At 60.4% G+C, this 23,728-nt stretch carries 24 protein-coding genes; 12 read left to right on the top strand and 12 right to left on the bottom strand.

Translation table 11 applies throughout. From position 1 onward, the window contains the following. Window positions 1–31 precede the first annotated feature (31 nt). Together SULPSESMR1_RS05610 and SULPSESMR1_RS05615 are read left to right on the top strand one after the other, a co-directional pair. On the top strand, window positions 32–1,303 hold the full coding sequence (locus SULPSESMR1_RS05610; RefSeq protein ID WP_240311253.1) for a L,D-transpeptidase family protein: 1,272 nt from the start codon (window positions 32–34) through the stop codon (window positions 1,301–1,303). Next, window positions 1,300–2,106: an extensin-like domain-containing protein gene (locus SULPSESMR1_RS05615; protein ID WP_089419929.1), complete on the top strand. Its 807-nt coding sequence runs from the start codon at window positions 1,300–1,302 to the stop codon at window positions 2,104–2,106. Before SULPSESMR1_RS05610 ends, SULPSESMR1_RS05615 begins: the two co-directional genes overlap by 4 nt. 8 nt (window positions 2,107–2,114) lie before the next feature. On the opposite strand, the gene gap (SULPSESMR1_RS05620) is transcribed toward SULPSESMR1_RS05615, so the two are convergent. The 3 genes from gap (SULPSESMR1_RS05620) to gap (SULPSESMR1_RS05625) form a co-directional block, all read right to left on the bottom strand. Then, a complete protein-coding gene (gap, locus tag SULPSESMR1_RS05620) occupies window positions 2,115–3,113 on the bottom strand; it encodes a type I glyceraldehyde-3-phosphate dehydrogenase (RefSeq protein ID WP_089419930.1) in 999 nt (332 codons plus the stop codon). A gap of 113 nt (window positions 3,114–3,226) precedes the next feature. After that, window positions 3,227–3,370, bottom strand: coding sequence for a hypothetical protein (locus SULPSESMR1_RS25205; protein ID WP_198362857.1), 144 nt, complete (start codon window positions 3,368–3,370; stop codon window positions 3,227–3,229). A 74-nt stretch (window positions 3,371–3,444) separates the two neighbouring features. Further along, on the bottom strand, window positions 3,445–4,446 hold the full coding sequence (gene gap, locus SULPSESMR1_RS05625; RefSeq protein WP_089419931.1) for a type I glyceraldehyde-3-phosphate dehydrogenase: 1,002 nt from the start codon (window positions 4,444–4,446) through the stop codon (window positions 3,445–3,447). Window positions 4,447–4,618: 172 nt separating this feature from the next. On the opposite strand from gap (SULPSESMR1_RS05625), the gene SULPSESMR1_RS05630 reads away from it, so the two are divergent. Beyond that, the gene (locus tag SULPSESMR1_RS05630) at window positions 4,619–5,602 is read left to right on the top strand and encodes a DUF808 domain-containing protein (RefSeq protein WP_089419932.1); all 984 of its coding nucleotides are present in this window, start codon (window positions 4,619–4,621) and stop codon (window positions 5,600–5,602) included. Window positions 5,603–5,793: 191 nt separating this feature from the next. Here SULPSESMR1_RS05630 and tkt read toward each other — a convergent pair whose 3' ends face one another. After that, window positions 5,794–7,812, bottom strand: coding sequence for a transketolase (gene tkt, locus SULPSESMR1_RS05635; RefSeq protein ID WP_089419933.1), 2,019 nt, complete (start codon window positions 7,810–7,812; stop codon window positions 5,794–5,796). A gap of 260 nt (window positions 7,813–8,072) precedes the next feature. Here tkt and SULPSESMR1_RS05640 point away from each other — a divergent pair, with 260 nt between their 5' ends. Together SULPSESMR1_RS05640 and SULPSESMR1_RS05645 are read left to right on the top strand one after the other, a co-directional pair. Further along, on the top strand, window positions 8,073–8,570 hold the full coding sequence (locus SULPSESMR1_RS05640; protein WP_089419934.1) for a hypothetical protein: 498 nt from the start codon (window positions 8,073–8,075) through the stop codon (window positions 8,568–8,570). Next, window positions 8,570–8,974, top strand: coding sequence for a cell division protein ZapA (locus tag SULPSESMR1_RS05645; RefSeq protein ID WP_089419935.1), 405 nt, complete (start codon window positions 8,570–8,572; stop codon window positions 8,972–8,974). The genes SULPSESMR1_RS05640 and SULPSESMR1_RS05645 overlap by 1 nt, the downstream gene beginning before the upstream one ends. 376 nt (window positions 8,975–9,350) lie before the next feature. Here SULPSESMR1_RS05645 and SULPSESMR1_RS05650 read toward each other — a convergent pair whose 3' ends face one another. From SULPSESMR1_RS05650 to SULPSESMR1_RS05665, 4 genes are all read right to left on the bottom strand, one after another. Then, a complete protein-coding gene (locus tag SULPSESMR1_RS05650; RefSeq protein ID WP_089419936.1) occupies window positions 9,351–10,238 on the bottom strand; it encodes a hypothetical protein in 888 nt (295 codons plus the stop codon). A 615-nt stretch (window positions 10,239–10,853) separates the two neighbouring features. Beyond that, window positions 10,854–11,216: a Grx4 family monothiol glutaredoxin gene (grxD, locus tag SULPSESMR1_RS05655; protein WP_089419937.1), complete on the bottom strand. Its 363-nt coding sequence runs from the start codon at window positions 11,214–11,216 to the stop codon at window positions 10,854–10,856. Continuing rightward, window positions 11,213–11,458: a hypothetical protein gene (locus SULPSESMR1_RS05660; RefSeq protein ID WP_089419938.1), complete on the bottom strand. Its 246-nt coding sequence runs from the start codon at window positions 11,456–11,458 to the stop codon at window positions 11,213–11,215. Before SULPSESMR1_RS05660 ends, grxD begins: the two co-directional genes overlap by 4 nt. A gap of 5 nt (window positions 11,459–11,463) precedes the next feature. After that, a complete protein-coding gene (locus SULPSESMR1_RS05665) occupies window positions 11,464–11,706 on the bottom strand; it encodes a BolA/IbaG family iron-sulfur metabolism protein (RefSeq protein ID WP_089419939.1) in 243 nt (80 codons plus the stop codon). Window positions 11,707–11,867: 161 nt separating this feature from the next. On the opposite strand from SULPSESMR1_RS05665, the gene SULPSESMR1_RS05670 reads away from it, so the two are divergent. From SULPSESMR1_RS05670 to SULPSESMR1_RS05695, 6 genes are all read left to right on the top strand, one after another. Then, window positions 11,868–12,836 carry an XdhC family protein gene (locus SULPSESMR1_RS05670; RefSeq protein ID WP_089419940.1) on the top strand — a complete coding sequence of 323 codons (969 nt, stop codon included), beginning with the start codon at window positions 11,868–11,870 and terminating at the stop codon, window positions 12,834–12,836. Further along, window positions 12,833–13,846, top strand: coding sequence for a molybdopterin-binding protein (locus SULPSESMR1_RS05675; RefSeq protein WP_089419941.1), 1,014 nt, complete (start codon window positions 12,833–12,835; stop codon window positions 13,844–13,846). Before SULPSESMR1_RS05670 ends, SULPSESMR1_RS05675 begins: the two co-directional genes overlap by 4 nt. Window positions 13,847–13,952: 106 nt before the next feature. Continuing rightward, window positions 13,953–14,438, top strand: coding sequence for a (2Fe-2S)-binding protein (locus SULPSESMR1_RS05680; RefSeq protein ID WP_089419942.1), 486 nt, complete (start codon window positions 13,953–13,955; stop codon window positions 14,436–14,438). Between the two features lie 100 nt (window positions 14,439–14,538). Continuing rightward, window positions 14,539–16,899, top strand: coding sequence for a xanthine dehydrogenase family protein molybdopterin-binding subunit (locus tag SULPSESMR1_RS05685; RefSeq protein WP_089419943.1), 2,361 nt, complete (start codon window positions 14,539–14,541; stop codon window positions 16,897–16,899). Between the two features lie 106 nt (window positions 16,900–17,005). Next, window positions 17,006–17,794, top strand: coding sequence for an FAD binding domain-containing protein (locus SULPSESMR1_RS05690; RefSeq protein ID WP_089419944.1), 789 nt, complete (start codon window positions 17,006–17,008; stop codon window positions 17,792–17,794). A gap of 193 nt (window positions 17,795–17,987) precedes the next feature. Next, window positions 17,988–19,940: an OmpA family protein gene (locus SULPSESMR1_RS05695; RefSeq protein WP_240311252.1), complete on the top strand. Its 1,953-nt coding sequence runs from the start codon at window positions 17,988–17,990 to the stop codon at window positions 19,938–19,940. Between the two features lie 73 nt (window positions 19,941–20,013). Here SULPSESMR1_RS05695 and infC read toward each other — a convergent pair whose 3' ends face one another. After that, the gene (gene infC, locus SULPSESMR1_RS05700; protein WP_434223017.1) at window positions 20,014–20,568 is read right to left on the bottom strand and encodes a translation initiation factor IF-3; all 555 of its coding nucleotides are present in this window, start codon (window positions 20,566–20,568) and stop codon (window positions 20,014–20,016) included. A gap of 200 nt (window positions 20,569–20,768) precedes the next feature. Here infC and SULPSESMR1_RS05705 point away from each other — a divergent pair, with 200 nt between their 5' ends. Then, window positions 20,769–21,497: a hypothetical protein gene (locus SULPSESMR1_RS05705; protein ID WP_089419946.1), complete on the top strand. Its 729-nt coding sequence runs from the start codon at window positions 20,769–20,771 to the stop codon at window positions 21,495–21,497. A 98-nt stretch (window positions 21,498–21,595) separates the two neighbouring features. On the opposite strand, the gene SULPSESMR1_RS05710 is transcribed toward SULPSESMR1_RS05705, so the two are convergent. The 3 genes from SULPSESMR1_RS05710 to SULPSESMR1_RS05720 form a co-directional block, all read right to left on the bottom strand. Continuing rightward, window positions 21,596–22,453, bottom strand: a complete 858-nt coding sequence (locus SULPSESMR1_RS05710; protein ID WP_089419947.1) for a ferredoxin--NADP reductase — start codon at window positions 22,451–22,453, stop codon at window positions 21,596–21,598. 71 nt (window positions 22,454–22,524) lie between these two features. After that, window positions 22,525–22,947: a DUF934 domain-containing protein gene (locus SULPSESMR1_RS05715; protein WP_089419948.1), complete on the bottom strand. Its 423-nt coding sequence runs from the start codon at window positions 22,945–22,947 to the stop codon at window positions 22,525–22,527. Beyond that, window positions 22,944–23,714 (bottom strand): phosphoadenylyl-sulfate reductase, encoded by a 771-nt coding sequence (locus tag SULPSESMR1_RS05720; RefSeq protein WP_089419949.1) that lies wholly within the window; start codon window positions 23,712–23,714, stop codon window positions 22,944–22,946. The genes SULPSESMR1_RS05715 and SULPSESMR1_RS05720 overlap by 4 nt, the downstream gene beginning before the upstream one ends. Window positions 23,715–23,728 lie beyond the last annotated feature (14 nt).

A 23,728-nucleotide genomic window follows, 5' to 3' on the forward strand; every position in this document is an offset into this window, starting at 1 on the left:
AACCGGGACAACAGCGGCCACGTTTGTTGGCATGTCATACACATCGCACATCGCCCGCATCGCCCTGTTGACGCTTGTTGCGTCCCCTCTGGTCGCACAGACCCCGACAACTACCCAGCTTGATCCTGCGCCAACCGTGCCGCCCGCCACGCAAGAGCAGCCCGTGCCCGTGCCCGCCGATCCGATCATTCCGATGGCCGAATCCGCGCTGGACGACACCGACCCGTCGCAGACCCGTTCAGACGTGCCCAGCGTTTCGGAACTGTCTAGGGCATTGTCGGAACAGGAAAACGCGGAGACGCAAGGTGTTATAACCCCTGACGGGGTGCCGCAAAGCGTTCCGGAACAGCCCCCCACCGACCAATCCCCCACAACCCAGACGACTGAAATACCTTCGCAGCCCGTGACCCCCGCGACCGTCAACGCCGCCAGCTATGCAGGCGAGGGTGGTCTGCCTGAAGGACGCAGCCCCGTAACAGTCAAACTACAAGTGTTGTTGGACCGCGCCGGTGTTTCGGTGTCGATCATTGACGGCGTCAAAGGCGGTATGACCGAAAGCGCGCTAAAAGCCTATGAAACGCGCATGGGTCTGCCGGTCGACGGTCTGCTGGATGCGCAGGTCTGGGATATGCTGGGCGGCAACAATGTCGACATCTATATGAAAGAATATACGATCACCGAAAACGATGCTTCGGGCCTGTCCGCACCGCTGCCAAGCGATTATGGCGCATTGGCGCAACTGGACCGCATGGGCTTTACCCGCGTTTCGGAAAAGCTGGCTGAACGCTTCCACATGAGCGAGGGGTTCCTGAAACTGGTCAACCCGGAGGCCGGATTCTATGCGGGTGAAACCATCGTGGTGGTTGAACCCGGCACTAACGCGATTGGGCAGGTGACCAAGATCATCATCGACAAATCCGACCGGCGTTTGAGGGCATGGGATGCGACGGGCCAAGAGATCGCCAATTATCCAGTGGCCGTGGGCTCGGCCGGAACGCCGTCGCCCTCGGGGAACATGACGGTCGAGGCTGTGGCGCTAGAGCCGACCTATCACTATAATCCCGACGTGAATTTCAAGCAGGGCGAGAACGACAAGCCGCTGACCTTGCCGCCCGGACCGAACGGCCCTGTGGGTCTGGTGTGGATTGATCTGTCGAAACCCACCTACGGAATTCACGGTACGCCCGAACCGGCCAGCCTGTTCACCGCGCATTCGCACGGCTGTGTGCGTATGGCGAACTGGGACGCGCAGGAACTGGCGTCCTTGGTCGGCACCGGTGTGACGGTCGAGTTTCGCGAATGATCCGTGCAGCGATTGTGTCTTTGGCGTTGTCTGTGATGATGGCACCGGGGGGCGCGTCGGGGCAGGGCGCGCCTGATGCGTCGCTGGTGCCACCGGAAAAACCTGTGGCAAAGACACAGGCCAGCGCAGAAGCGCCAGAGCTATCCAAGACCCCGCCCGAGGCCGACGCACCATCACAAGAGGCGCCAGAAGTGGCAGCGCCGCCGGAACCACTGGCCCCGTCGGCCTGGCAGACACTGCAAGAGACCAACGCCGCGCTTGTTTCCTGTCTGGGTACGCTGAATGAATTGGGTGCGGTCTACAAACTTGATGATCCGCGCACCGGAGATGACCGCGATTGCGGCATCGCCAATCCTGTGCGCCTGACGCAGCCGGTGCAGGGTATTGAAATTGACACCCCCGCATTGATGCGTTGCGAAACAGCGGCGGCCTTGGGCACATGGCTGCGCGATTTTGTCCAACCTGCCGCTGCCACATTAAAGCGTGGTCCGGTGGTGAAACTGACCAAAGGCAGTGGCTATGACTGCCGAGGGCGCAATAACCAGCCGGACGGAAAGCTGTCCGAACACGCCTATGGCAATGCCATCGACATCATGGCGTTCCGGTTCAAGGACGGATCGCAGATCAAGGTGGCCCCCCGCGCGCGCGATGGGACGTTGGCCGAAAGCTTTCAGGATGCCGTGCGGGCGACGGCATGCCTGCATTTCACAACTGTGTTGGGACCGGGGTCAGATGACTCACACAGTGACCACTTGCATCTGGACGTGATCGCCCGGCAGGGCGGCTTTCGCCTCTGCCAATAGCGTCCGGATTACTTGGCGTTTGCCATCGCCAGTGCGGTGTCCAGCATCCGGTTGGAAAAGCCCCATTCGTTGTCATACCACGACAGGATGCGTACCATTGTGCCGTTCTGCACATGGGTCTGGTCCAGCGCCACGGTCGAGCTGGCAGCGGTGTGGTTGAAGTCGACCGATACCAGCGGGCGGGCTTCGACTTCCAACACGCCACCCGATGCGCGGGCGGCTTTGGACAGGGCGGCGTTCACCCCTGCGATGTCGGTCTCTTTCGACACTTCCACCGTCAGGTCCACGCATGAGACATTTGGTGTGGGCACCCGTAACGAGGTGCCAAAGATACGGCCGTCCAGCTCGGGCATCACCAGACCGATCGCCTTGGCCGCACCTGTCGAGGTGGGCACCATCGACAGCGCCGCCGCGCGGCCCCGTGCCAGATCGCTGTTGGCGCGGTCATGGGTGGGTTGGCCGCCGGTATAGGCATGGATCGTGGTCATGGTGCCGCGTACGATGCCGAACTCTTCGTGCAGCGCTTTGCACAAGGGGGCCAGACAGTTGGTTGTGCAGGACGCGTTCGAAACGATCTTGTCCTCTGCGGTCAGAATATCGTGGTTCACGCCATAAACGATTGTTTTCATCTCGCCCTTGCCGGGCGCGGAAATCAGAACCTTGTTGCTGCCGTTTTTCAGGTGTGCGCCTGCGGTCTCGTCGGTTTTGAACAGGCCGGTACATTCCAGCGCGATGTCCACATCGCCCCAGTTCAGTTTCGACGGATCACGCTCGGCGCTCATGCGGATCGGGCCTGCGCCCACGTCCATCGTATCACCGCTTAGGTTGACGGTGCCGTTATAGCGGCCATGCACCGAGTCGAATTCGAACAGATGCGCGTTGGTGGCAGGTTCGGCCAGATCGTTGATCGCAACCACTTGCAGGTCGTCCCCTCCGCGCTCGATCAGCGCGCGCAGCACGTTGCGTCCGATGCGTCCAAATCCGTTGATTGCGATTTTCGTCGGCATGTTCTGGCCCCCAATTTTCAAGTTAGCGCTAACATATGCGGCGCGACTATATTGTCAACCGCACTTCCGACGCGCTTTCAGTCTGGCACATCAGGGGCGGAATGGGCAGTGCGTCAGCGCCAGAAAGCCATCCATTCGATCAAATCAAACAACTCTTTGCCCAGAAACACCAGATTTGCACTGTCATTGGTGACAACGTCATAGCTGATCCCGGCAATCAGGAACGCGGCCAGTATTAGCGACAAAGTGTTGGTCATCAGGGGCAAGCTCAATCAAAAAGGGCAGGGCTGTTGTGACAGCCCCACCCCGTTCCCGCAAGTGGCGGTGATGGTTACGACAAACGGCCCATGGCCACGGCCACATCGGCCATGCGACACGAGAATGCCCATTCGTTGTCATACCACGCCAGCACGCGCACCAGATTGCCGCCGGTCACTTTGGTCTGGTCTGGGGCAAAGATCGACGAATGTTCGGTGTGGTTGAAATCGACCGAGACTTTCATCTCGTCGTCATAGGCCAGAACGCGGCTCATCGGGCCTTCGGACGCGGCCTTCATCGCGGCGTTCACCTCTTCGGCCGTGACATCGCGGCCTGCGATAAAGGTCAGGTCCACAGCCGAGACGTTTGGCGTGGGCACGCGCATGGCGGTGCCGTCCAGTTTGCCCGCCAGTTTCGGCAGCACTTCGCCCAAGGCTTTGGCCGCACCGGTCGATGTGGGAATAATGCTCATAGCGGCAGCGCGGGCGCGGTAAAGATCGCTGTGCCGCTTGTCCAGTGTCGGTTGGTCGCCGGTATAGCTGTGGATTGTGGTCATCAACCCGCTTTCAATGCCGAACGCATCATCCAGCGCCTTGGCCAGCGGGGCCAGACAGTTGGTGGTACACGACCCGTTGCTGACCATGCGGTCAATGCTGGTCAGTTCCTTGTCGTTGACGCCGTAGACCACGGTGCGGTCGACGTTCTTGCCGGGGGCTGACAGCAGCACTTTGCCTGCGCCGCGTTCGATGTGGGATTTCGCCTTGAGGCCGTCGTTGAACATGCCGGTGCATTCCAGAACGACATCGCAGCCGTCCCAGTCCAGCGCGTCCATGTCATAGGTCGACATCACGTCAATCGGGCCGCGGCCCAGATCCAGTGTGTTGTCGCCAATCTGGACCATGCCGGGAAACGGGCCGTGAACGGAATCGTATTTGATCAGGTGTGCCGCGCTTTTCAGTGGGCCGGTGGCGTTCAGCTTGACCACCTGAATGTCATTGCGACCGCTTGAGGCGATGTGGGACAGGGTGCAGCGGCCGATGCGGCCAAACCCGTTGATTCCAACTCTGATGGTCATGTTCTGCGTCCTTGTGTGGGATGTTAGGGGCTGTATAGCGACAGGCCAAAACCGGCGAAACACCTGAAAACAAGCTGTTAGCGATAAACCTGTGGCCCATTTGCTGCGATTGCACGATTGTCTTTCGCGACGGCAGTGTTAGCTGTAAGCCAAGCACCTCGAAAGGAACGATATGAGCGGACTTCTGGCCCTATTGGATGATGTGGCGGCGATCGCCAAAGTGGCGGCGGCTTCGGTCGATGATGTGATCGGTCAGGCCGCCAAGGCCAGCGCCAAGGCGGCAGGTGCCGTGATCGACGATGCAGCCGTGACACCCAAATATGTGACCGGCTTTTCCGCCGACCGCGAGCTGCCGATCATCTGGCGCATCGCCAAGGGATCGCTGCGCAACAAGCTGGTGTTCTTGCTGCCTGCGGGGCTGGCGCTGTCGGCCTTCGCGCCTTGGGCGATCACGCCGCTGCTGATGCTGGGGGGCTGTTACCTGTGCTTCGAGGGGGCCGAAAAGGTGGCCCATGCCGTCGGCATAGGCGGGCACGGGCATACCGACCACCCAAAAGCCGCAGAAGTACCCGACGACCCGGCGCACCTTGAGGAAGAAAAGGCCCAAGGTGCCATCAAGACCGATTTCATCCTGTCCGCCGAAATCATGACCATCGCATTGGCCGCCATTCCGGCAAGCACCTTCTGGATGGAGGCGGCAACCTTGGCCGGTGTAGCGATCATCATCACGCTGGCGGTATATGGCTCTGTCGCGTTGATCGTCAAAGCCGACGATCTGGGGCTGGCGATGGCCAGTCACGGGCGTTTTGCACCGACTCGTTCGCTGGGTCGCGGGATCGTACATGCGATGCCTTGGGTGCTAAAGACCCTGCTGGTGGTCGGCACCGCCGCGATGCTGTGGGTGGGGGGCAATATCATCGTCCACGGGCTTGAAGTTTTGGGCTATGACACGCTGGGGCACTTTACCCACGATTGGGCCGCTGCCGCCGGCCATGCGGTCAGCGAGACATGGCAGGGGGCAGCCGAATGGGCGACAAAGGCCGCGATGGATGGTGTATTCGGTCTGGGTCTTGGGCTGGTTCTGATCCCCATCGGGGAAAAGATCGTTACCCCGCTGTGGCGCGCTGTGTTCCATCGCAAGAAGTTGCAGGCCTGATAACCCTTACGCTGGCTTAATCCGTCAGAAACCCGCGTGGGTAACTCCGCCTGTTCATCCCCCGAAAGTACGTCTTTGGCGTGACGGGTGGGCGCTGCCATCGGTGGCCCGGTCACGCGCGTCCCGAAACGCAAAACGCGCCGGTCAGGCTTTCCCGACCGGCGCGTTTTAGTCTGTAATAAGGCCTTGGATCAAAGCAGTACTTTGGCCTTGGCCACAACGGTCTCTGCGGTGATCCCGAACTTTTCAAACAGCTCTTCTGCCGGTGCCGACGCGCCGAACCGGTCCATGCCGACGAAATCAGCCTTGTTCGCGCGACCGCGTTCGCCCAGCAACCACTGGTCCCAGCCTTGACGCACAGCCGCTTCGATGCCGATGCGCACGGCGCTGCCCGCAGGCAGAACACGGCGACGATAGGCTTCGTCCTGCTCGGCAAAAAGCTCCATGCAGGGCATGGACACCACGCGGGTGCCGATGCCATCGGCTTGCAGCGCCTCGCGGGCTTTCAACGCCACTTCGACCTCGGAACCGGTGGCAATCAGGATCACCTGACGTTTGCCCACCGCTTCGGCCAGAACATAGGCACCCTGTGCGGTCAGGTTCTTGTTCTTATGCTCGGTCCGCACGGTCGGCAGGCCCTGACGGGTCAGCGACAGAACCGACGGCGTCGATTTCGAGGTCAGCGCGATTTCCCACGCTTCGGCGGTCTCGATGGTGTCGGCGGGCCGGAACACATAGGTGTTCGGCGTCGCGCGTGAAATCGCGAGATGTTCGACCGGCTGGTGGGTGGGGCCGTCTTCGCCCAGACCGATGCTGTCGTGAGTCATCACGAAGACCGTCGGCACCTGCATCAGCGCCGCCAGACGCATGGCAGGGCGGGCATAGTCGGTGAAGCACATGAACGTACCACCATAGGGACGGATGCCGCCGTGCAGAACCATACCGTTCATTGCGGACGACATGCCATGCTCGCGAATGCCCCAATAGACATAGCGGCCCTTGCGGTTGTCCACATCGAAAACACCCAGATCACCGGTTTTGGTGTTGTTCGAACCGGTCAGATCGGCGCTGCCGCCAACGGTTTCGGGCATGATCGGGTTGACGACTTCCAACACTTTTTCGCTGCTGGCGCGGGTCGCCAGCTTGGGCGCGCTTTCCGACATCTGCTTTTTGAATGCCTTGATCGTGGCGCTCAGCTTCTTGGGGGCGTCCAACGCATAGGCGCGCTCGAACTGGGCGCGCTTGGTGTTGCTGATCGCCTCGATGCGGGTCTGCCATTCGGCGTGTTCGGCGGCGCCGCGTTTGCCAATCTCTTCCCACGCCAATTTTACATCTGCAGGGATTTCGAACGGGCCGGTGGTCCAGCCATAGGCAGCTTTGGCGGCTTGCAACTGCTCGGGATCGGTCAATGCGCCGTGACCCTTCGAGGTGTCCTGCGCCGCGTGCCCCAAAGCGATGTGGGTTTTGCATGCGATCATCGTCGGCTTCGAGCCCTTTTTGGCCTGCGTCAGAGCGGCGTCGATCTCTTCGGGGTTGTGACCGTCGATTTCCAGAACCTGCCAGCCTGCGGACTTGAAGCGGCTGACCTGATCGGTGCGGTCGCTCAGCTCGACGGTGCCGTCAATAGTGATGTTGTTGTTGTCCCACATCACGATCAGCTTGCCCAGCTTGTGACGGCCCGCAAGGGTGATCGCCTCTTGGCTGACACCTTCCATCAGGCAACCGTCGCCCGCGATCACATAGGTATAGTGATCGACAACCTTGCGTCCGTATTGCGCGCGCTGCATTTCTTCGGCCATCGCAAAGCCGACCGAATTGGCAAGACCCTGACCCAGCGGGCCGGTTGTGGTTTCAATTGCATCGGCAAGGAAGTTTTCAGGGTGACCCGCGGTGCGCGCGCCCGCCTGGCGGAAATTCTTCAACTCTTCCAGGGGGAACTGGACATCACCCACAAGGTGCAGCAGCGAATACAGCAGCATCGAGCCGTGGCCCGCAGACAGGATAAACCGGTCGCGGTCCGGCCAGTTGGGGGCGGAGGCGTCGAATTTCAGGTGTTTTTCGAACAAGACGGTGGCCACGTCGGCCATGCCCATCGGCATTCCCGAGTGACCGGAATTGGCAGCGGCGACTGCATCCAGTGTCAGCGCACGGATGGCGGTGGCTTTGGACCAGTGGTCAGGGTTGGCTTTGGCAAGTGCTTTGAGATCCACGGCAGCAGTCCTTTGGCTGTAAATGGGCGAGCTTGCCCTGCTCCATATCAGCCCGTGGGCAGGGGTCAAGCGCCGGAGGCCGTTGGCGCCGTTGCGCACATCAATAGCCGCCTGCAAGTGGTTGATCGCAAAGAGGGCGAAATTACAGTACCGTTTCGCTAGACTTTGCCTATTCGGGGTCACCCGAGCGATTCGCCGGTGGCCAAAGCCTGAAAAACGATAGAGAAACGACAAAAGCAGAACGTAAACAGGGACGACGGATGAGCGATATTATCGAGTTGCAGCGCCGGATCATGGCCGCGATGGACAGGGTGGCCAGCGGGCTGGGGGAATTGTCAGGCACCGGGGGAGGCGACAGCGCAACCCAACAGGCGCTGGAAGAGGAAAAGATCGTAACCGCTCAGTTGACGGAACGTATCCGAATGCTCAGCCAGCGCCACGAAAGCGATCTGGCCAAACTGCGCGAGGCCACCGAGGGCACACAGGCGCAGCTGAGCAAGCTGGACACGGATTTGCAGCGGTTGCGCAAGGCGAATATCCAGCTGTCGCAATCCAATCAGGCATTGCGCGACGCCAATGCCGCCGGCGTGGCCGAACCGCATCTGATCAACAAGGCCATGATGGCCGAGCTTGAGGCACTGCGCGCGACCCATGCCGCCGACCTGTCCGAGGCGAACACCATCATTGCAGCGATGACACCGCTACTGAAAGAGCCCGCCACCGACGACGACACAGCCAAAGAAGAAGGGGACGCCTGATGCCCGAAGTGATCATTTCCATCGGTGGCCGCCAGTTCGAGGTCGCCTGTCAGGAAGGCGAAGACACCTATCTGCAAGCCGCCGCAAAGATGCTGGACGAAGAGGCCAAGGTTCTGTCCGATCAGGTCGGACGGATGCCCGAAGCGCGGATGCTGTTGATGGCCGGACTGATGCTGGCCGACAAAACCGCAAGCGTCGAGGACCGTGTCGCCGAAATTCAGGCCAGACTGGATGAACGCGAGGCCGAACTGGAAGGGCTGCGCAATCAGGTGATCGAACCCGAGCGCATCGAAATTCCCGTGGTGCCCCAGTCGGTGACCGACACGCTGGCAGAGCTGGCCGCACGGGCGGAATCGCTGGCTGAAGAAGTGCAGGAACGGCTGGACGGCACCTACGAGGGCTAACACTTTCGGTGCAGGACGGTTTGAGCCTTCGTATGTCTAAAATATTATAGTATCAATGGCTTGCGTTGATCTCCTACGGTGATGGTTCAAGTTGTCTTGGTGTGGTTGTTGATGGCAGAACACCCTGTCCGATTGTCTGGCACGTCGCAATACGCCCCCCGCGTGTCGAACGCCGCGCATATCTGCCTATCGGCAGCCGACGAACTCAAGCAGGTTGGTGTTCAGGTTTTGACGGATCAAACAATTCGCCCCCGAACGCCAACGGATTTTGATTATCCGCAGACGGATGCTGTGCATCTGCTTAATGGCGGGTGTGCGGACTTAGTTGCCGTTGCAGGTTGGCTACACAACGTCCGCTTTGGCGATCGTGTAAGGCCTAGTCTCCCCCTGCCTTGGAAACAAATTCCTCGACACGACTACGAAACGAACTTGAAAAGAACGTAAGTGTTTCTTCGCTGATCGCCTCAAACTCAGCACTGACGATTTCGCGCCCATCGACAATCCTCGACACACGCGGTTTTTCTAGGAGCGGGAGCGTCGAGCCGAGCATGGTTTCGCATTCTCCCACCGTGTTGTTTCGGGCGACCTCGAAGAACTCTTGCGTGTCGAAGTTGAGGCTAAGTTGATTGGTTCGGCACGCGCTGTTGTTCAACGGAACGGCATCGATGAGTTGCCCTTCCCATCGTGTGATCCAATATATTTCGTCCGCGATTTCTCCGACATGGTAGGACTGCACCCACGAGTTTTCGTCAGGCAGCGTCAGCGCGATTTGGCGATACTCACACTTGCCTTCGTTGCGACTGCATTCAATTTCGACGTGATTGATCGGATAGGCGATCTTGTCGTCGATGATCTCAACCGTGCCTTTCACGGAAGCCCAGTTTTCGGTCATCGTTCCACCGAAGTCGAACGGGAAAAAACTGACACTAGTCATGTTCACACGCGAAGCGCGGTATCCGAGCAAATGAATCTGCCAAACGGTCAGCGTGCCCGTGGGTTCCTCGCCTAAATCCGCCTGAAAGGCCCGTTTTGCACCATCATAATCAGCAAAACCGTCATACATCAGCGAGTTCAAGTTGGCCTGCATGACAAGATCGCCGGCAGGCGACGCCACCAGGTTAGCTGCGCCGCTGAACATCATCGGGACTGAACTGCGCCGTTCATCCTCGGATAATGTGAGAAGATGTCCGGGCAGATAGTCACGATACTTTGCGACGGCATCCTCGTCGGCGCGCCCGACACCTGCGAACAAGATGGAAAACATTATTGCGAGCTTAAACATTCGATATGGTGACATGTTCACTAGAATCCCGTCAATGTTGGTTATCTTAGACCTACGGCAAGCCGCCATTCCTCTATAGAGTAGCATTGGTCAACTTGGGCTCACAGCCGTCACGCATGACACTTTTTGTCAGGCGTGACGCTTGCCCAATTGACTCGAACGGCGGCGGTGCGAACCTCGCCCTCCAACACTCCGCCCGAAATCAAGGCACGCCGTGCCACCGACCTCTTGGTGTTCGTAGGGCGAACACCTGCCCCATAGCGGGTGCTTTGAACTGTAATCACCATTCATTATCCGCTCCCCGAAGCGGTGAGATACAACGGCATCTACCTAAGTTGCGATGCGCTTTTTCAGTCGTGCGCTGCCCTCGTGTGGCGCAGTCACGTTGGCCTCCTCCCAGACCTTCGCTGCATTAAGTACAAGCAACTGTTTTGCCCTGCGCAGATGCGATCTGGAGGGACGGCCCGTTTTGCCCGACATTTGACACCGCACAGTCGGGGTGCAGGCGGGGAGACAGGCAAGACGGCCATAAAATCCGAACTACAACGCAAAAGGGCCAGCGCAGTGCTGGCCCTCAAGACATGCGGTGCAAGTGCCTCAGCCGTTGGCTTCGCGGATCTTTTCGGCGGCATCCTTGTCATAGGTCACGCCGTTCTGTTCGAACAATGTGTCCAACTCGCCCGACAGGGTCATTTCGGTGATGATGTCACAGCCGCCGACGAATTCGCCTTTGACGTAAAGCTGGGGGATGGTGGGCCAGTCGGAATAGTCCTTGATGCCCTGACGTATGCCATCATCGGCCAGCACGTTCACATCGGTAAATTCCACGCCCATATAGTTCAGCACCCCCGCCACACGGCTGGAGAAACCGCATTGCGGCATGGACTTTGTGCCCTTCATGAACAGCACAACGTCGTTGCTGGTCACGGTGTCTTTGATTTGTTTTGTTGCGTCGGTCATTTGCGTTTTTTCCTTGGTACAAAGGTTTTTGCATATTCCTGCGGGTCGCGCGGCACCTTGAAGGTGTAAGAATGGCCGCCACCGGCCCCGCCAGAGTGATAGTTGGCTTCGATCTCGTGATAGCCCGTGCCGGGATCAGAGCCGCGTTCGCTGTCTTTGTGGTGCCGGATCGACTGGGCCGCCCGCAGCACCGCAAACAGCAGCACCGCGCCGCTTAGAACGATGATGAGGGTGAACTCCATACGGGCTACTCCGGCGCTTTGGTGGTCAGGGCCAGCGCGTGCAATTCGCCGTTGTTGCCGTCCATCTTGCCCTTGAGGGCGGCATAGACGGCGCGTTGCTGCTGCACGCGGTTCTGGCCTTTGAAAGATGCGTCAATCACCTCGGCGGCATAGTGGTTGCCGTCCCCCGCAAGGTCGGTGATCGTGATCTTGGCGTCAGGAAAGGACGACCGGATCAGGTCTTCGATATCCTTGGCTTGAATGGCCATGTGCGGCACTCCAGTGTGATCGTGATGTTCTATCTAGATTTAGGGGCCATAGGGGTGCTGTGCAAGCGACTAAGCTTGCGGGGGCGGCGCGCGCTGCCTACCTTGAGGTGAAAAGAGGCGTGTGCGCTGCTGGCAGATCGCGGGCCTCAAGGAGAATGAGCATGGATATCTTTGAAAACGCACCGGAGCTGGCGCTGGAATGGCACCGCGCGGGTCGGGGTGCCGCATTGGCCACGGTGGTCGAGACTTGGGGCAGCGCGCCACGTCGTACCGGCGCGATGCTGGTGGTGTCGGGCGACGGCGAAATGATGGGTTCGGTTTCGGGGGGCTGCGTTGAAGGGGCCGTGGTGCTGGAAGCGCAGGACGCGCTGGCCGAAGGCGCGCCGCGGCTGCTGGAATACGGGGTCAGCGACGGCGATGCCTTTGCCGTTGGGCTGGCTTGTGGCGGTACAATCCGCATCTTGGTGGAACCCGTGGGCAGCGCGCTGGACGCCCGGTTGCTGGAACAGATCGTCGATGCACGCGCGGCGCGCAGGCAGGTGGCCTATGTGGTGAACACGGCCGACTGGTCGCGCGCGGTCGTCAGCGATGGCTATGACACCCGCTTTGCAATGGACCGTTCGGGCGTTGAAGATGACGGGACCACATTTGTTCACATCCACAACCCGCCCTTGCGGCTGATCGTGGTGGGGGCGGTGCATATCGCGCAAGCGCTGCTGCCGATGGCGCGGATTGCGGGCTATGATCCGGTGGTGATCGACCCGCGCGGGGCTTTCGGGTCGCAGGCACGCTTTCCCGGCGAAACGATATTGGACGACTGGCCCGACGAAGCGCTGGACGCTGTGGGGCTGGATGCGCGCACGGCGCTGGTGCTGCTGACCCACGATCCGAAACTGGACGATCCCGCGTTGCACCGTGCGCTGAACTCCAAGGCGTTCTATATCGGCGCTTTGGGGTCGAAACGCACCCATGCGTCCCGCGTGGCGCGGTTGGATGCTGCAGGTTTTGACGCAGCGGCGATCGACCGTATTCACGGCCCCGTGGGGTTGGATATCGGCGCGGCCAGCCCGCCCGAGATCGCGGTGTCGATCCTGGCACAGATGGTACGGGCACTGAGGCGCGGCGCATGATCTTTGGCGAGGTGCCATTGGACGAGGCAGAAGGGGCGATCCTTGCCCATTCTATGCCCGCGCTGAAAGACGGCCAGCCACACCGTATTGCCAAGGGCACGGTTCTGACTGCCGATCACCTGCGCGATCTGGCCGCAGCGGGGCGCGATCATGTGGTGGTCGCCCAACTGGGCGGGGACGACGTTGAAGAGAACGCCGCCGCATTGGAACTGGCGCAGTCGCTGGTGCCCGACGCAGATCGGCAGGGTCTGCGTATCTCGGGGGCCGGTGCGGGGCGGGTGAACCTTTATGCGACGACACCCGGTGTGGCGGTGATGGATGTGACGGCAATTGATGCGCTGAATGCGGTGCATCCGATGATTACCCTTGCTACGGTGCCGCAATATCACCGCTGTGACGATGGCGGCATGGTCGCCACGATCAAGATCATTGCATATGGCGTGCCGCGCGCAGCTCTGGCGCAAGCCGCTGCGGCGGGCCGTGCGGCGTTGCGCATCGCGCCGCCGCGCTATGCCACTGCCACGCTGATTGAAAGTCAGGTGGGCGGGTCTGCGCCTGCGGCCAAGGGGCGTGACGCGATGGCCGGACGGTTGGCGCGGTTGAATATGACCCTGACAGACAGGGTGATCTGCGATCACACTCCCCAAGCATTGGCCGCGGCGATCGAAAGGGCTGAAGGCGCGTTTGTGCTGGTGCTGACCGCTTCGGCCACTTCGGACCCGGACGATGTGGCGCCGCAAGCGCTGCGCGTGGCGGGGGGGCAGGTGGCGGCCTTTGGCATGCCGGTCGATCCCGGTAACCTGCTGTTCTTCGGGCGAATCGGCGTCAAACCCGTGATTGGATTGCCCGGTTGTGCACGCTCGCCCGCACTGAATGGCGCGGATTGGGTGCTGGAACGGCTGGTCTGTGGTCTGGATCTGGATCAGAGCGATATTTCCGCGATGGGCGTCGGAGGCCTGCTCAAGGAGATCCCCACACGTCCGCGCCCGCGCGTTACACCCAAATCCTGACCCGTTCCGTTAGCGCATTGTGAACATTGCTGCGTAGTTTGCAGTTTTCAAAACGCAGGCCGCGTGCTTAACTTCCTTCAATGGAGAGTTGAACAGGGAGAACATCATGACACAGGTCAACATGACCGTGAACGGCAAGGCGGCGTCCGGCGACGTCGAGGGTCGGACACTTCTGGCGCAATTCTTGCGCGACGCTCAAGGGCTGACCGGCACCCACGTGGGCTGTGACACCAGCCAGTGCGGCGCCTGTGTCGTGCATGTGGATGGTCAGGCGGTAAAATCCTGCACCATGCTGGCGCTGGAAGCCGATGGCGCGCAGGTCAACACCATCGAAGGGCAGGCCAACGCCGACGGATCGCTGAACGTGATCCAGCAGGCGTTTCAGGACCACCACGGTTTGCAATGCGGGTTCTGCACCCCCGGCATGGTGATGAGTGCGGCGGCGCTGTTGAAAGACAACCCCAAGCCCACCGAGACCGAAGTGCGCGACTATCTGGAGGGGAATATTTGCCGCTGCACGGGCTATCACAACATTGTCAAAGCGATCCTCGCGGCATCCGGTCAGGATGTCAGTGCCATCGCCGCTGAATAATCTGAAATCAATTGGGGGCCAGCCCCCAAGCCCCCGGGATATTGAACGCCAAAAGAAACAGGGGGCGTGGGAGAGGGTCGCATTTAGGGAGGACTAAATTATGCCAAAAGACGGAGGCATCGGCGCCAGCTCAAAACGGCGCGAGGACGTCCGGTTTCTGACCGGTGAAGGCAATTATACCGACGACATCAATCTGCGCGGACAGGCACATGTGTTTTTTCTGCGGTCGGATATTGCACACGGAACGATCAACAGCATCGACACTGCAGCGGCTGAAGGGATGCCGGGTGTTGTGAAGGTTTTTACATCGAAAGATTTCGAAGGCGTGGGCGGAATGCCCTGCGGCTGGCAGGTGACCGACAAGCACGGCGATCCGATGCAGGAACCGGGGCATCCGATTTTGGCGACGGGCAAGGTGCGCCATGTGGGCGAACCGATTGCCGCCGTCGTGGCCGAGACGCTGGAACAGGCGCGTGACGCGGCCGAAGCGATTGACGTGGATATTTCGGAACTGCCCGCCGTGGTGGACATGAAGGCCGCGTTGAAGGCGGATGCGCCCAAGGTGCATGACGAGTTGCCCGGCAACCTGTGCTATGACTGGGGTTTTGTCGAGGAGAACAAGGCCGCGGTCGAAGAGGCGTTTCAGAACGCGGCCCATGTGACCACGCTGGAGTTGCGCAACAACCGTCTGGTGGCCAACCCGATGGAGCCGCGCGTGGCGGTGGGCGACTTTGCCCGCGGCACCGGCGACCACACGCTTTATACCACCAGCCAGAACCCCCATGTGATCCGTCTGTTGATGGGTGCATTTGTGCTGGGCATTCCCGAGCACAAGCTGCGCGTGGTGGCACCCGATGTGGGCGGCGGCTTTGGCACCAAGATCTTCCATTATCAGGAAGAAGCTTTTGTGACTTTCGCGGCCAAGGCGTGCAACCGTCCGGTCAAATGGACATCGAGCCGGTCAGAAGCGTTCATGTCGGACGCCCACGGGCGCGACCATGTGACGACAATCCAGCTGGCGCTGGATGCGGACAACAATTTTACCGCGCTGCGCACCGACACACATGCGAATATGGGCGCTTATCTCAGCACCTTTGCGCCGTCGGTGCCCACATGGCTGCATGGCACGCTGATGGCGGGCAACTACCGCACACCACTGATCTATGTGAATGTCAAAGCGGTGTTCACCAACACGGTGCCAGTCGATGCCTATCGTGGCGCAGGTCGACCCGAGGCGACATTCCAGTTGGAGCGTGTCATCGATAAGGCCGCGATCGAACTGGGGGTGGATGCGGTCGCGCTGCGCCGTCAGAACTTTATCACCGAGTTCCCCTATGCCACGCCTGTAGCGGTGGAATATGACACCGGCGATTATGTGGCGACGATGGACAAGCTGACCGAGATTGCCGATCTGGCCGGTTTCGACGCGCGTCGCAAGGCAAGCGAAGCGCGCGGCAAGCTGCGCGGCTTGGGTGTCAACTGCTATATCGAGGCCTGCGGTATCGCGCCGTCGAACCTTGTCGGGCAGTTGGGCGCACGGGCGGGTTTGTTTGAAAGTGCAACGGTGCGCGTCAATGCCACCGGCGGTCTGGTCGTGATGACGGGCAGCCACAGCCACGGGCAGGGTCATGAGACCGCGTTCCCACAGGTGATTGCAGAGATGATCGGCATCGACGAGAGCATGATCGAGATCGTGCATGGCGACACTGCCAACACGCCGATGGGCATGGGCACCTATGGCTCACGCTCTATCGCGGTGGGCGGATCGGCGATGGTGCGGGCAACCGAAAAGATTATCGCCAAGGCCAAGAAGATCGCCAGCCACCTGCTGGAGGCCTCGGAAAACGATATCGAGTTGAAGGACGGCGCGTTCAGCGTGGCCGGCACCGACAAATCGGTCGCTTGGGGCGATGTGACGCTGGCCGCCTACGTGCCGCACAACTATCCGCTGGAGGATATCGAACCGGGTCTGGAGGAGACGGCGTTTTACGACCCGTCGAACTTTACCTATCCTTCGGGCGCCTATGCCTGCGAGGTCGAAGTTGACCGCGACACTGGACAGGTGACCATCGAACGTTTTGCAGCGGCAGATGATTTTGGCAATATCATCAACCCGATGATCGTGTCGGGTCAGGTGCATGGCGGCATTGCACAGGGGATCGGGCAGGCATTGCTGGAGAACTGCGCCTATGACGAGAACGGCCAGCTGCTGAGCGCGTCCTATATGGATTACGCGATGCCGCGCGCCTATGACATGCCGTTTTTCGACGTGGATCATTCGTGCCAGACTCCGTGTACGCACAACCCGTTGGGTGTGAAAGGCTGCGGCGAGGCGGGGGCGATCGGATCGCCGCCAGCGGTTGTCGGGGCTGTGGTCAATGCGCTGCGTTCGGCGGGCAAGGATGTGACGCACATCGATATGCCGCTGTCGCCGTCGCGTGTTTGGGCGGCGATGCAATAGAGCCGATGGGTGGTTTCGGGGGCGCTGCCCCCGGACCCCCGAGATATTTTTGGCCAAAAGATACGGGCAAGGCCGGTCTGATGGCTGTACGGAAAGGACGCGGAATATGTACAACTTTGATTTTGTGAAACCGACAACGGTCGACGAAGCTGTAAAGGCGCTGGCCGATGAGGATGCGCAGGCGCTGGGGGGCGGGCAAACGCTGATCCCCACGCTGAAACAGCGGTTGGCGAGCCCGTCGCGGCTGGTCAGCCTGACCGGCATCGCCGACATGAAGGGCGTGACGAAAAGCGGTGACAGCGTCGTGATCGGTGGCGGGACCACGCACCGGGTCGTGGCGGAAGAGGCGGCGGGGGCCTATCCGGGGCTGGCTGCTCTGGCGGGCGGTATCGGCGATCCTGCGGTGCGCAACCGTGGCACTATCGGCGGATCACTGGCCAATAATGACCCGTCTGCCTGCTATCCGGCGGCAGCACTTGGGTCAGGGGCGACGATTGTCACCAACACCCGCGAGATTGCGGCGGATGGCTATTTTCAGGGGATGTTTACCACAGCCCTGGAAGAGGGCGAGATCATCACCGAAGTGCGCTTTCCGATCCCGCAAGCCTCGGCCTATGCCAAAATTGCGCAGCCTGCGTCGCGGTTCCCTTTGGTTGCGGTGTTCGTGGCCAGATACGCGGACGGTGTGCGTGTGGCGGTAACAGGGGCGTCGAACAACGGTGTGTTCCGCTGGTCCGAAGCAGAGGCTGCATTGGCGGCGAACTTTGCCGCAGATGCGCTGGACGGGCTGACGCTGCCCAGTGACGACATGATCAGCGACCTGCATGGCACGGCGGCTTATCGTGCTCATCTGGTGGGCGTTATGGCCAAGCGGGCGGTCGCTGCGGCAGGCTGATCACTTGCGTGGTGTAATGAGCGGGCCTTCGCCGATGGCGGGGGCCTTTTTTATATGGGAAACAGGGCTTTATCGCGCTGATATTGTATAACAAGGGCGCTTGCCCCCACCTTTCTTGGGAACGCAACACTGATGCCTCGCGTTGAGAGGCAGAGCGTTGAAATGTTTGAATGCACAAAGAAAGGTCATAATCATGACATCTATTCTTAAACGTACGACTGCGATGGTGCTGTGCACGGCTTTGGTTGTGCCTGTTCCCGGATATTCGCAAACGACAACCCAAGATGAAACGCAAAGCAACCCGCTGATGAAGCTGGGTGCGAATGCAGATGTGTCTGCCGATGTGGATGTCTCTGACGAGATCGACGCAGCTGATGACGAAGCGACCAAGGCCGCCAAAAAAGCCCGTAAGGCCGAGCGCAAAGCCGAGAAAGCCGCAGAAGCGGCTGCCGCTGCGACGGCTGATAGCGAAGCGAAGCTGAAAGCTGAAGCAGATGCTGCCGCTGCGACCGCCGAAGCCGCCGCTGCGACCGCTGAAGCTGAAGCTGCCGCTGCCGACGCTGCGACCGCAGACGTCGAGGCTGATGCCACCCTAGACGCCGAATCTGATGCCACCGCAGACGCCGAGGTTGACGCCTCTACAGACGACGAAGCTGATGCCACCGCAGACGCCGAAGCTGCCGCTGCCGACACTGATGCTGCGACCGCAGATGTTGAGGCTGATGCGACCGCAGACGCCGAAGCTGATGCCACCGCAGACGCCGAGGCTGATGCGACCGCAGATGACGAAGCTGATGTCACCGCAGACACCGAAGCTGCCGCTGCCGACACTGGTGCTGCGACCGCAGACGCCGAAGCTGAAGCGACCGCCGACGCCGACGCCGACGCTGAGGCGACCGCAGATGTCGAGGCTGATGCCAATGCAGAGCGTGCCGAGGAGGCGATAGAAGCAGAGGCTGAAGCTGCGACCACCGATACCACCGCGACTGATACGCAAGCAGATGCCGATGTAGACGCCGAAGCTGCGGAAGAGGCACAGGCCGAGATGACCGAAGAGGAAATCGCCGAGGAAGCCCGCATCGCGGAGCGTCGTGCCGCGCGTCAGGAAGAACGTCAGGCGGCCCGTAAAGAGGCGCGTGCCGCGCAGGAAGACGCCGAAGCGGAGGACGTCGTGACCGAAACCGTGACCGAGTCCACCAGCCGTTCAAGCGATGAGGAGTTCGACACCAAAGCCAACGCCGAGGCGGCCATCGAGCAAGACAGCGGTGGTCTGAGCAAGTTTGAAAAAGCGTTGCTTTTGGGGCTGGGTGCCGTGGTTGTCGGCAAGGTGTTGAGCAATGGCGATGAAGTTGTGTCAAATTCGGGCGACCGTGTGGTTGTGCGCCGTGACGGCGATCTGCGCGTGTTGAAAAACGACAACGAGTTGCTGCGTCAGCCCGGCTCGGATGTGCGCACCGAAAGCTTTAACGACGGGTCCACCCGCACCACTGTCACCCGTCAGGATGGCAGTCAGGTTGTGACCATTTCCTCTGCTGACGGCACCGTGGTCGAACGCTTCTTGCGCCGCACCGACGGGACCGAGATCACCCTGATCGACGATACGGTCGATGTGGAACCGGTGGCTGTGTCCTTTTTGGAATCGCGCAACACCCGTACAACCACGTCTGCCGACTCGGCTGATGTGGCGGCACTGCGCTCTGCGCTGTCTGCCGGGCAGGAAAACACCGCTGGCCGGACATTCTCGCTGAGTCAGGTGCGTGAAATTCGTGCCGTGCGTGAACTGGTGCCAACAATCGAACTGAACAGCGTGACGTTCGACACAGGATCAGCGGCCATTCGCACCAGCCAAGCAGAAGAGCTGGCAGAGGTGGGCGGCGCGATCGTGGATGCGATCGAGCGTGATCCAAGTGCGATTTTCCTGATCGAAGGTCACACGGACGCCGTGGGCAACGATGCCTATAATCTGGCGCTGTCAGACCGTCGTGCGGAAACCGTGGCCCTTGCGTTGACCGAGTATTTCGACGTGCCGCCGGAAAACCTTGTGACCCAAGGTTATGGGGAAAGCACGCTGAAGATTCGCACCCAACTGGCCGAGCGCGCCAACCGCCGCGCTGCCGTGCGCAATGTGACTTCGCTGCTGCGCTAAGACCGCAGCCAAATCAGACGAAAAAGGGCGCTGCCGAGAAGCAGCGCCCTTTTACATGGGAATGTCGGGGGTTTCAGCCTTTGGAGGCGACCGGCCCGATCAGCATGACCATCTGGCGGCCTTCCATCTTGGGAAAGTTCTCGATCTTGCCGACTTCTTTGGTGTCTTCGGCGACACGTTCCAACAGCTCGCGACCCAGATTCTGGTGTGCCATTTCACGGCCCCGAAAGCGCAGGGTGATCTTTACCTTGTCGCCGTTTTCCAGAAATTTGAACACGTTGCGCATCTTGACGTCATAGTCATTGGTGTCCGTGTTGGGACGAAACTTGACCTCTTTGATCTCGATGATCTTTTGCTTCTTGCGGGCTTCGCTCTCGCGCTTTTGCTGCTCATATTTGAACTTGCCGAAATCCATGATCTTGCACACAGGCGGCACGGCATTGGGCGAAATCTCGACCAGGTCCAAGCCGGCCTCTTCGGCCATAGCCATTGCGCGGGCCGGTGTCACAACACCGACGTTCTCGCCCTCTGCGCCAATCAGGCGGATTTCGTTCGAACGGATTTTTTCATTGATGCGCGGGCCGGTGTCACGTTGCGGCGGCGCGTTATGTGGTCTGCGAGCGATGATGAAGGTCCTTTGATCATTGCAATATTTTCAAGGTGTCAAACTAGACGCAGCCCTGTCTTCATTCAAGGCGCAAAACGGCTCGGAGGGTCCGAAATGGTCGAATTTCCCCTTGCACCTGTGCAAAACAGTGCGCATCTGAAAGGTGAAGGAACAATGCGGTGTGTGAACACCGGCTTGAATACTGTGAAGGGGACTTTGTTATGAAAAATCTGTTGTGGATTGTTGTGGCTGCTGCGGTGGCGCTTGGTGCGTATTTGTTGTGGTCTGGCCGCAGCATTCAAGAAGTTGCGACCGAAGCGGCAGATGCCGTGAATGCACCCGAAGCGCTGGACAGCGCATCGGATTCTGTGGGTGCTGCGGTCGAGGCCACCGAAGGCGCTGTGGCCAACGCAGTTGATGCTGCTGGCGAAGCGGCTGCGGATACAGCCGAGCAGGCGTCGGAAGCAATCGCCGAAACCGCAAGTGACGCGGCTGCGGCAGCAAGCGAAGCGGCGTCGGATGCGGCTGATACGGCAAGTGAAGCGGCAAGCGATGCAGCGACTGCGACCGAGGATGCGGCAAGTGAAGCAGCAACTGCTACCGAAGATGCGGCACCTGCGACCGAAGAAGTTGTAACCGAAGATGCCGCAGAACCGGCTGACACAACTGCGGATGCGTCGAATGACACCACAACCGCCGTTGCCGAAGGCACCGAAGGTACAGCCGAAAGCGTTGATGTGACTGCGGAAGCGTCGGCTGAAACCGGATCAATGGCGGACCTGCTGACCGCCGAGGGCTTTGACTATGACAAGGTCAGCGCGATGATCGAGGGTTCGGATCTGGGTGCTGTGGAGAAACAGCTGCTGACCAGCGGTCTGGAAAAAGCTCGCGACAACCCCGAAGCGCTGGAGCTTATGTTGGCGAAAATCCGCGAAGCGATGGGCATGTAAGCCACTCGCTGTATCGCAGAAAACAGAAAACCGCGCCCCGGACAGGGCGCGGTTTTTTTTATGTCCGGGTATCGAACGGCTGCCCGACGGGTTCGAAGTTAGACCCCGTCGCCCACAAACGCCTTTTCGATCACATAGTGACCCGGTTCGCTGTTGGCACCTTCTTTCAGGCCATAGCCTTCGAGGAGTGCCTGAATATCCTTGTTGAACGCCAGCGACCCACAAACCATCGCGCGGTCGGTGTCTGCCGTGATCTCAGGTACGCCCAGATCGGCAAACACGGTGCCGTCTTCCAACAGGGTGGTGATGCGGCCCATCTTGGGGCTTTGTTCACGCGTGGTGGTCGGGTAATAGCGGATCTTGGCCAGATTTTCGGGCCCGATCAGCTCTTGCATCAGCTCGTCGGCCTTGAGGTCTTCGATCAGCTTGGCGCCATAGGCCAGTTCGGCCACATCGCGGCAGGTGTGGGTGATGATCACCTCGTCGTATTTTTCGTATGTATCCGGTTCGCGCAGCAGCGACGCAAAGGGCGCAAACCCGGTGCCGGTGGAGAAGAACCACAGCCGTTTGCCGGGCAAGAGCGCGTCATGCACCAGCGTTCCGACGGGCTTGGGGCGCAGGATGATCTCGTCGCCGACCTGAATATGTTGCAGCTTCGAAGTCAGCGGGCCGTCCTGCACCTTGATCGAATAGAACTCCAATTCATCGTCCCATGCGGGGGATGCGATGGAATAGGCGCGCAACAGCGGCTTTTGCTTGCCGGTTTCGGGGTGCGGGTCGCCCATCAGGCCGATCATCACAAACTCGCCCGACCGGAACCGCAGCGACGCAGGGCGCGTCACCCGGAAGGAAAACAGGCGGTCGGTCCAGTGGGTCACCGAGGTGACGGTCTGGGCATCGGGCAGGGTCGGGGCCTTGATGGCAGCAACTTGGTTCACGGGTGTTTGCTCGGTCATTTGTTCACTTTCACACAAGATTTGGTCTTGCGTGCCTTGTAGTAACGGGAAGGATATTCGGGCGAAAGGTGTCAGATGGCCGCGTTGGTCTGGCCGCGCAGGCGGGCCTGATAATCATGGGCCTGCCAGTCTGCACGAAACAGCCATTGGTCCTCGGGCTGGCGGGCGGCCAGCGTCTGGCTGATTTCGACCTCGTCAAAGCCACAGCGGCGCGCCATCGCGTATTGGTCGGCGATCACATGACCGCGCGCGCGCAGACGGCCCGTGTAGCCACGCAGCCGCAACATCCGCGCGATGGTAAAGCCGCGCCCGTCATGCGACGAGGGAAAGTCGATGCGCACCATCTTCAGGCTGGACGACAGGGTGATGTCGGCGGGGTTGACGTCGCTGGGCACATCCAGCGCGGCCACATCATTGGTGGCCTCGCCGAATGTGGTATAGCCCTGTTCCCATGTGTCGGGGCCAAAGCCCGTGTCGGTCACGATAATGCTCATTGTTGTGCTCCTGTGCGAACCATTTTGCCATCGACAAAGTGAATGCCGCATTCGTCCTTTTGTGAATTCCGCCACCGTCCGGCGCGGGGGTCTTCGCCTTCGGCCACGGGCGAGGTGCAGGGCGCACAGCCGATGGACGGATAGCCCTGCGCCACCAGCGGGTGACGGGGCAGGCGGTTTTCGATCATGTATTCACGCACGTCTTCGGGTGTCCACCGGGCCAGTGGATTGACCTTGATGCGGGCACCTGTGGGGGCGTCTTCGACCTCGAAAAACTCCAGCTGGGCGCGTTGGCCCGACTGATAACGCTTGCGCCCCGTGATCCAGCCGCCGTGCCCTGCAAGCGCCTTTTGCAGCGGGCGCGTCTTGCGCAGAGCGCAGCAGGCATCGGTATCGAACTGGTGCAAGGTGCCGTCGGGATCTTCGAACGACACCTCGCTGTCCGCAGCACGGATGATGCGCAGGTCTTTCAGGCGCAGCCGTTCGGCAACCTCTTGTTGGTAGACCAGCGTTTCGGTGAACAGCATTTCGGTGTCGATGAACAGCACCGGAACCGACGGGTCCACCATCGCCAGCAGGTGCAGCAGCACAACCGATTCCGCGCCGAAGCTCGAGACGAGGGCCAGCCCCTCGATCTCGTTCACCGCGGCACGCAGCACGTCGGTCGCGCCGTGATGGCGCAACCGGTTGTTCAGCGCCTCTGCCTGAAGGTGCAGGTCTGTGGGAACCGGCCCTTCGGGGAGAGTTTCTTGGGCAAGATGAAGCATGGGTTTCACTTGTG

It is taken from the genome of Pseudosulfitobacter pseudonitzschiae (genome assembly GCF_002222635.1).
Classification (GTDB): Bacteria; Pseudomonadota; Alphaproteobacteria; order Rhodobacterales; family Rhodobacteraceae; genus Pseudosulfitobacter; species Pseudosulfitobacter pseudonitzschiae_A.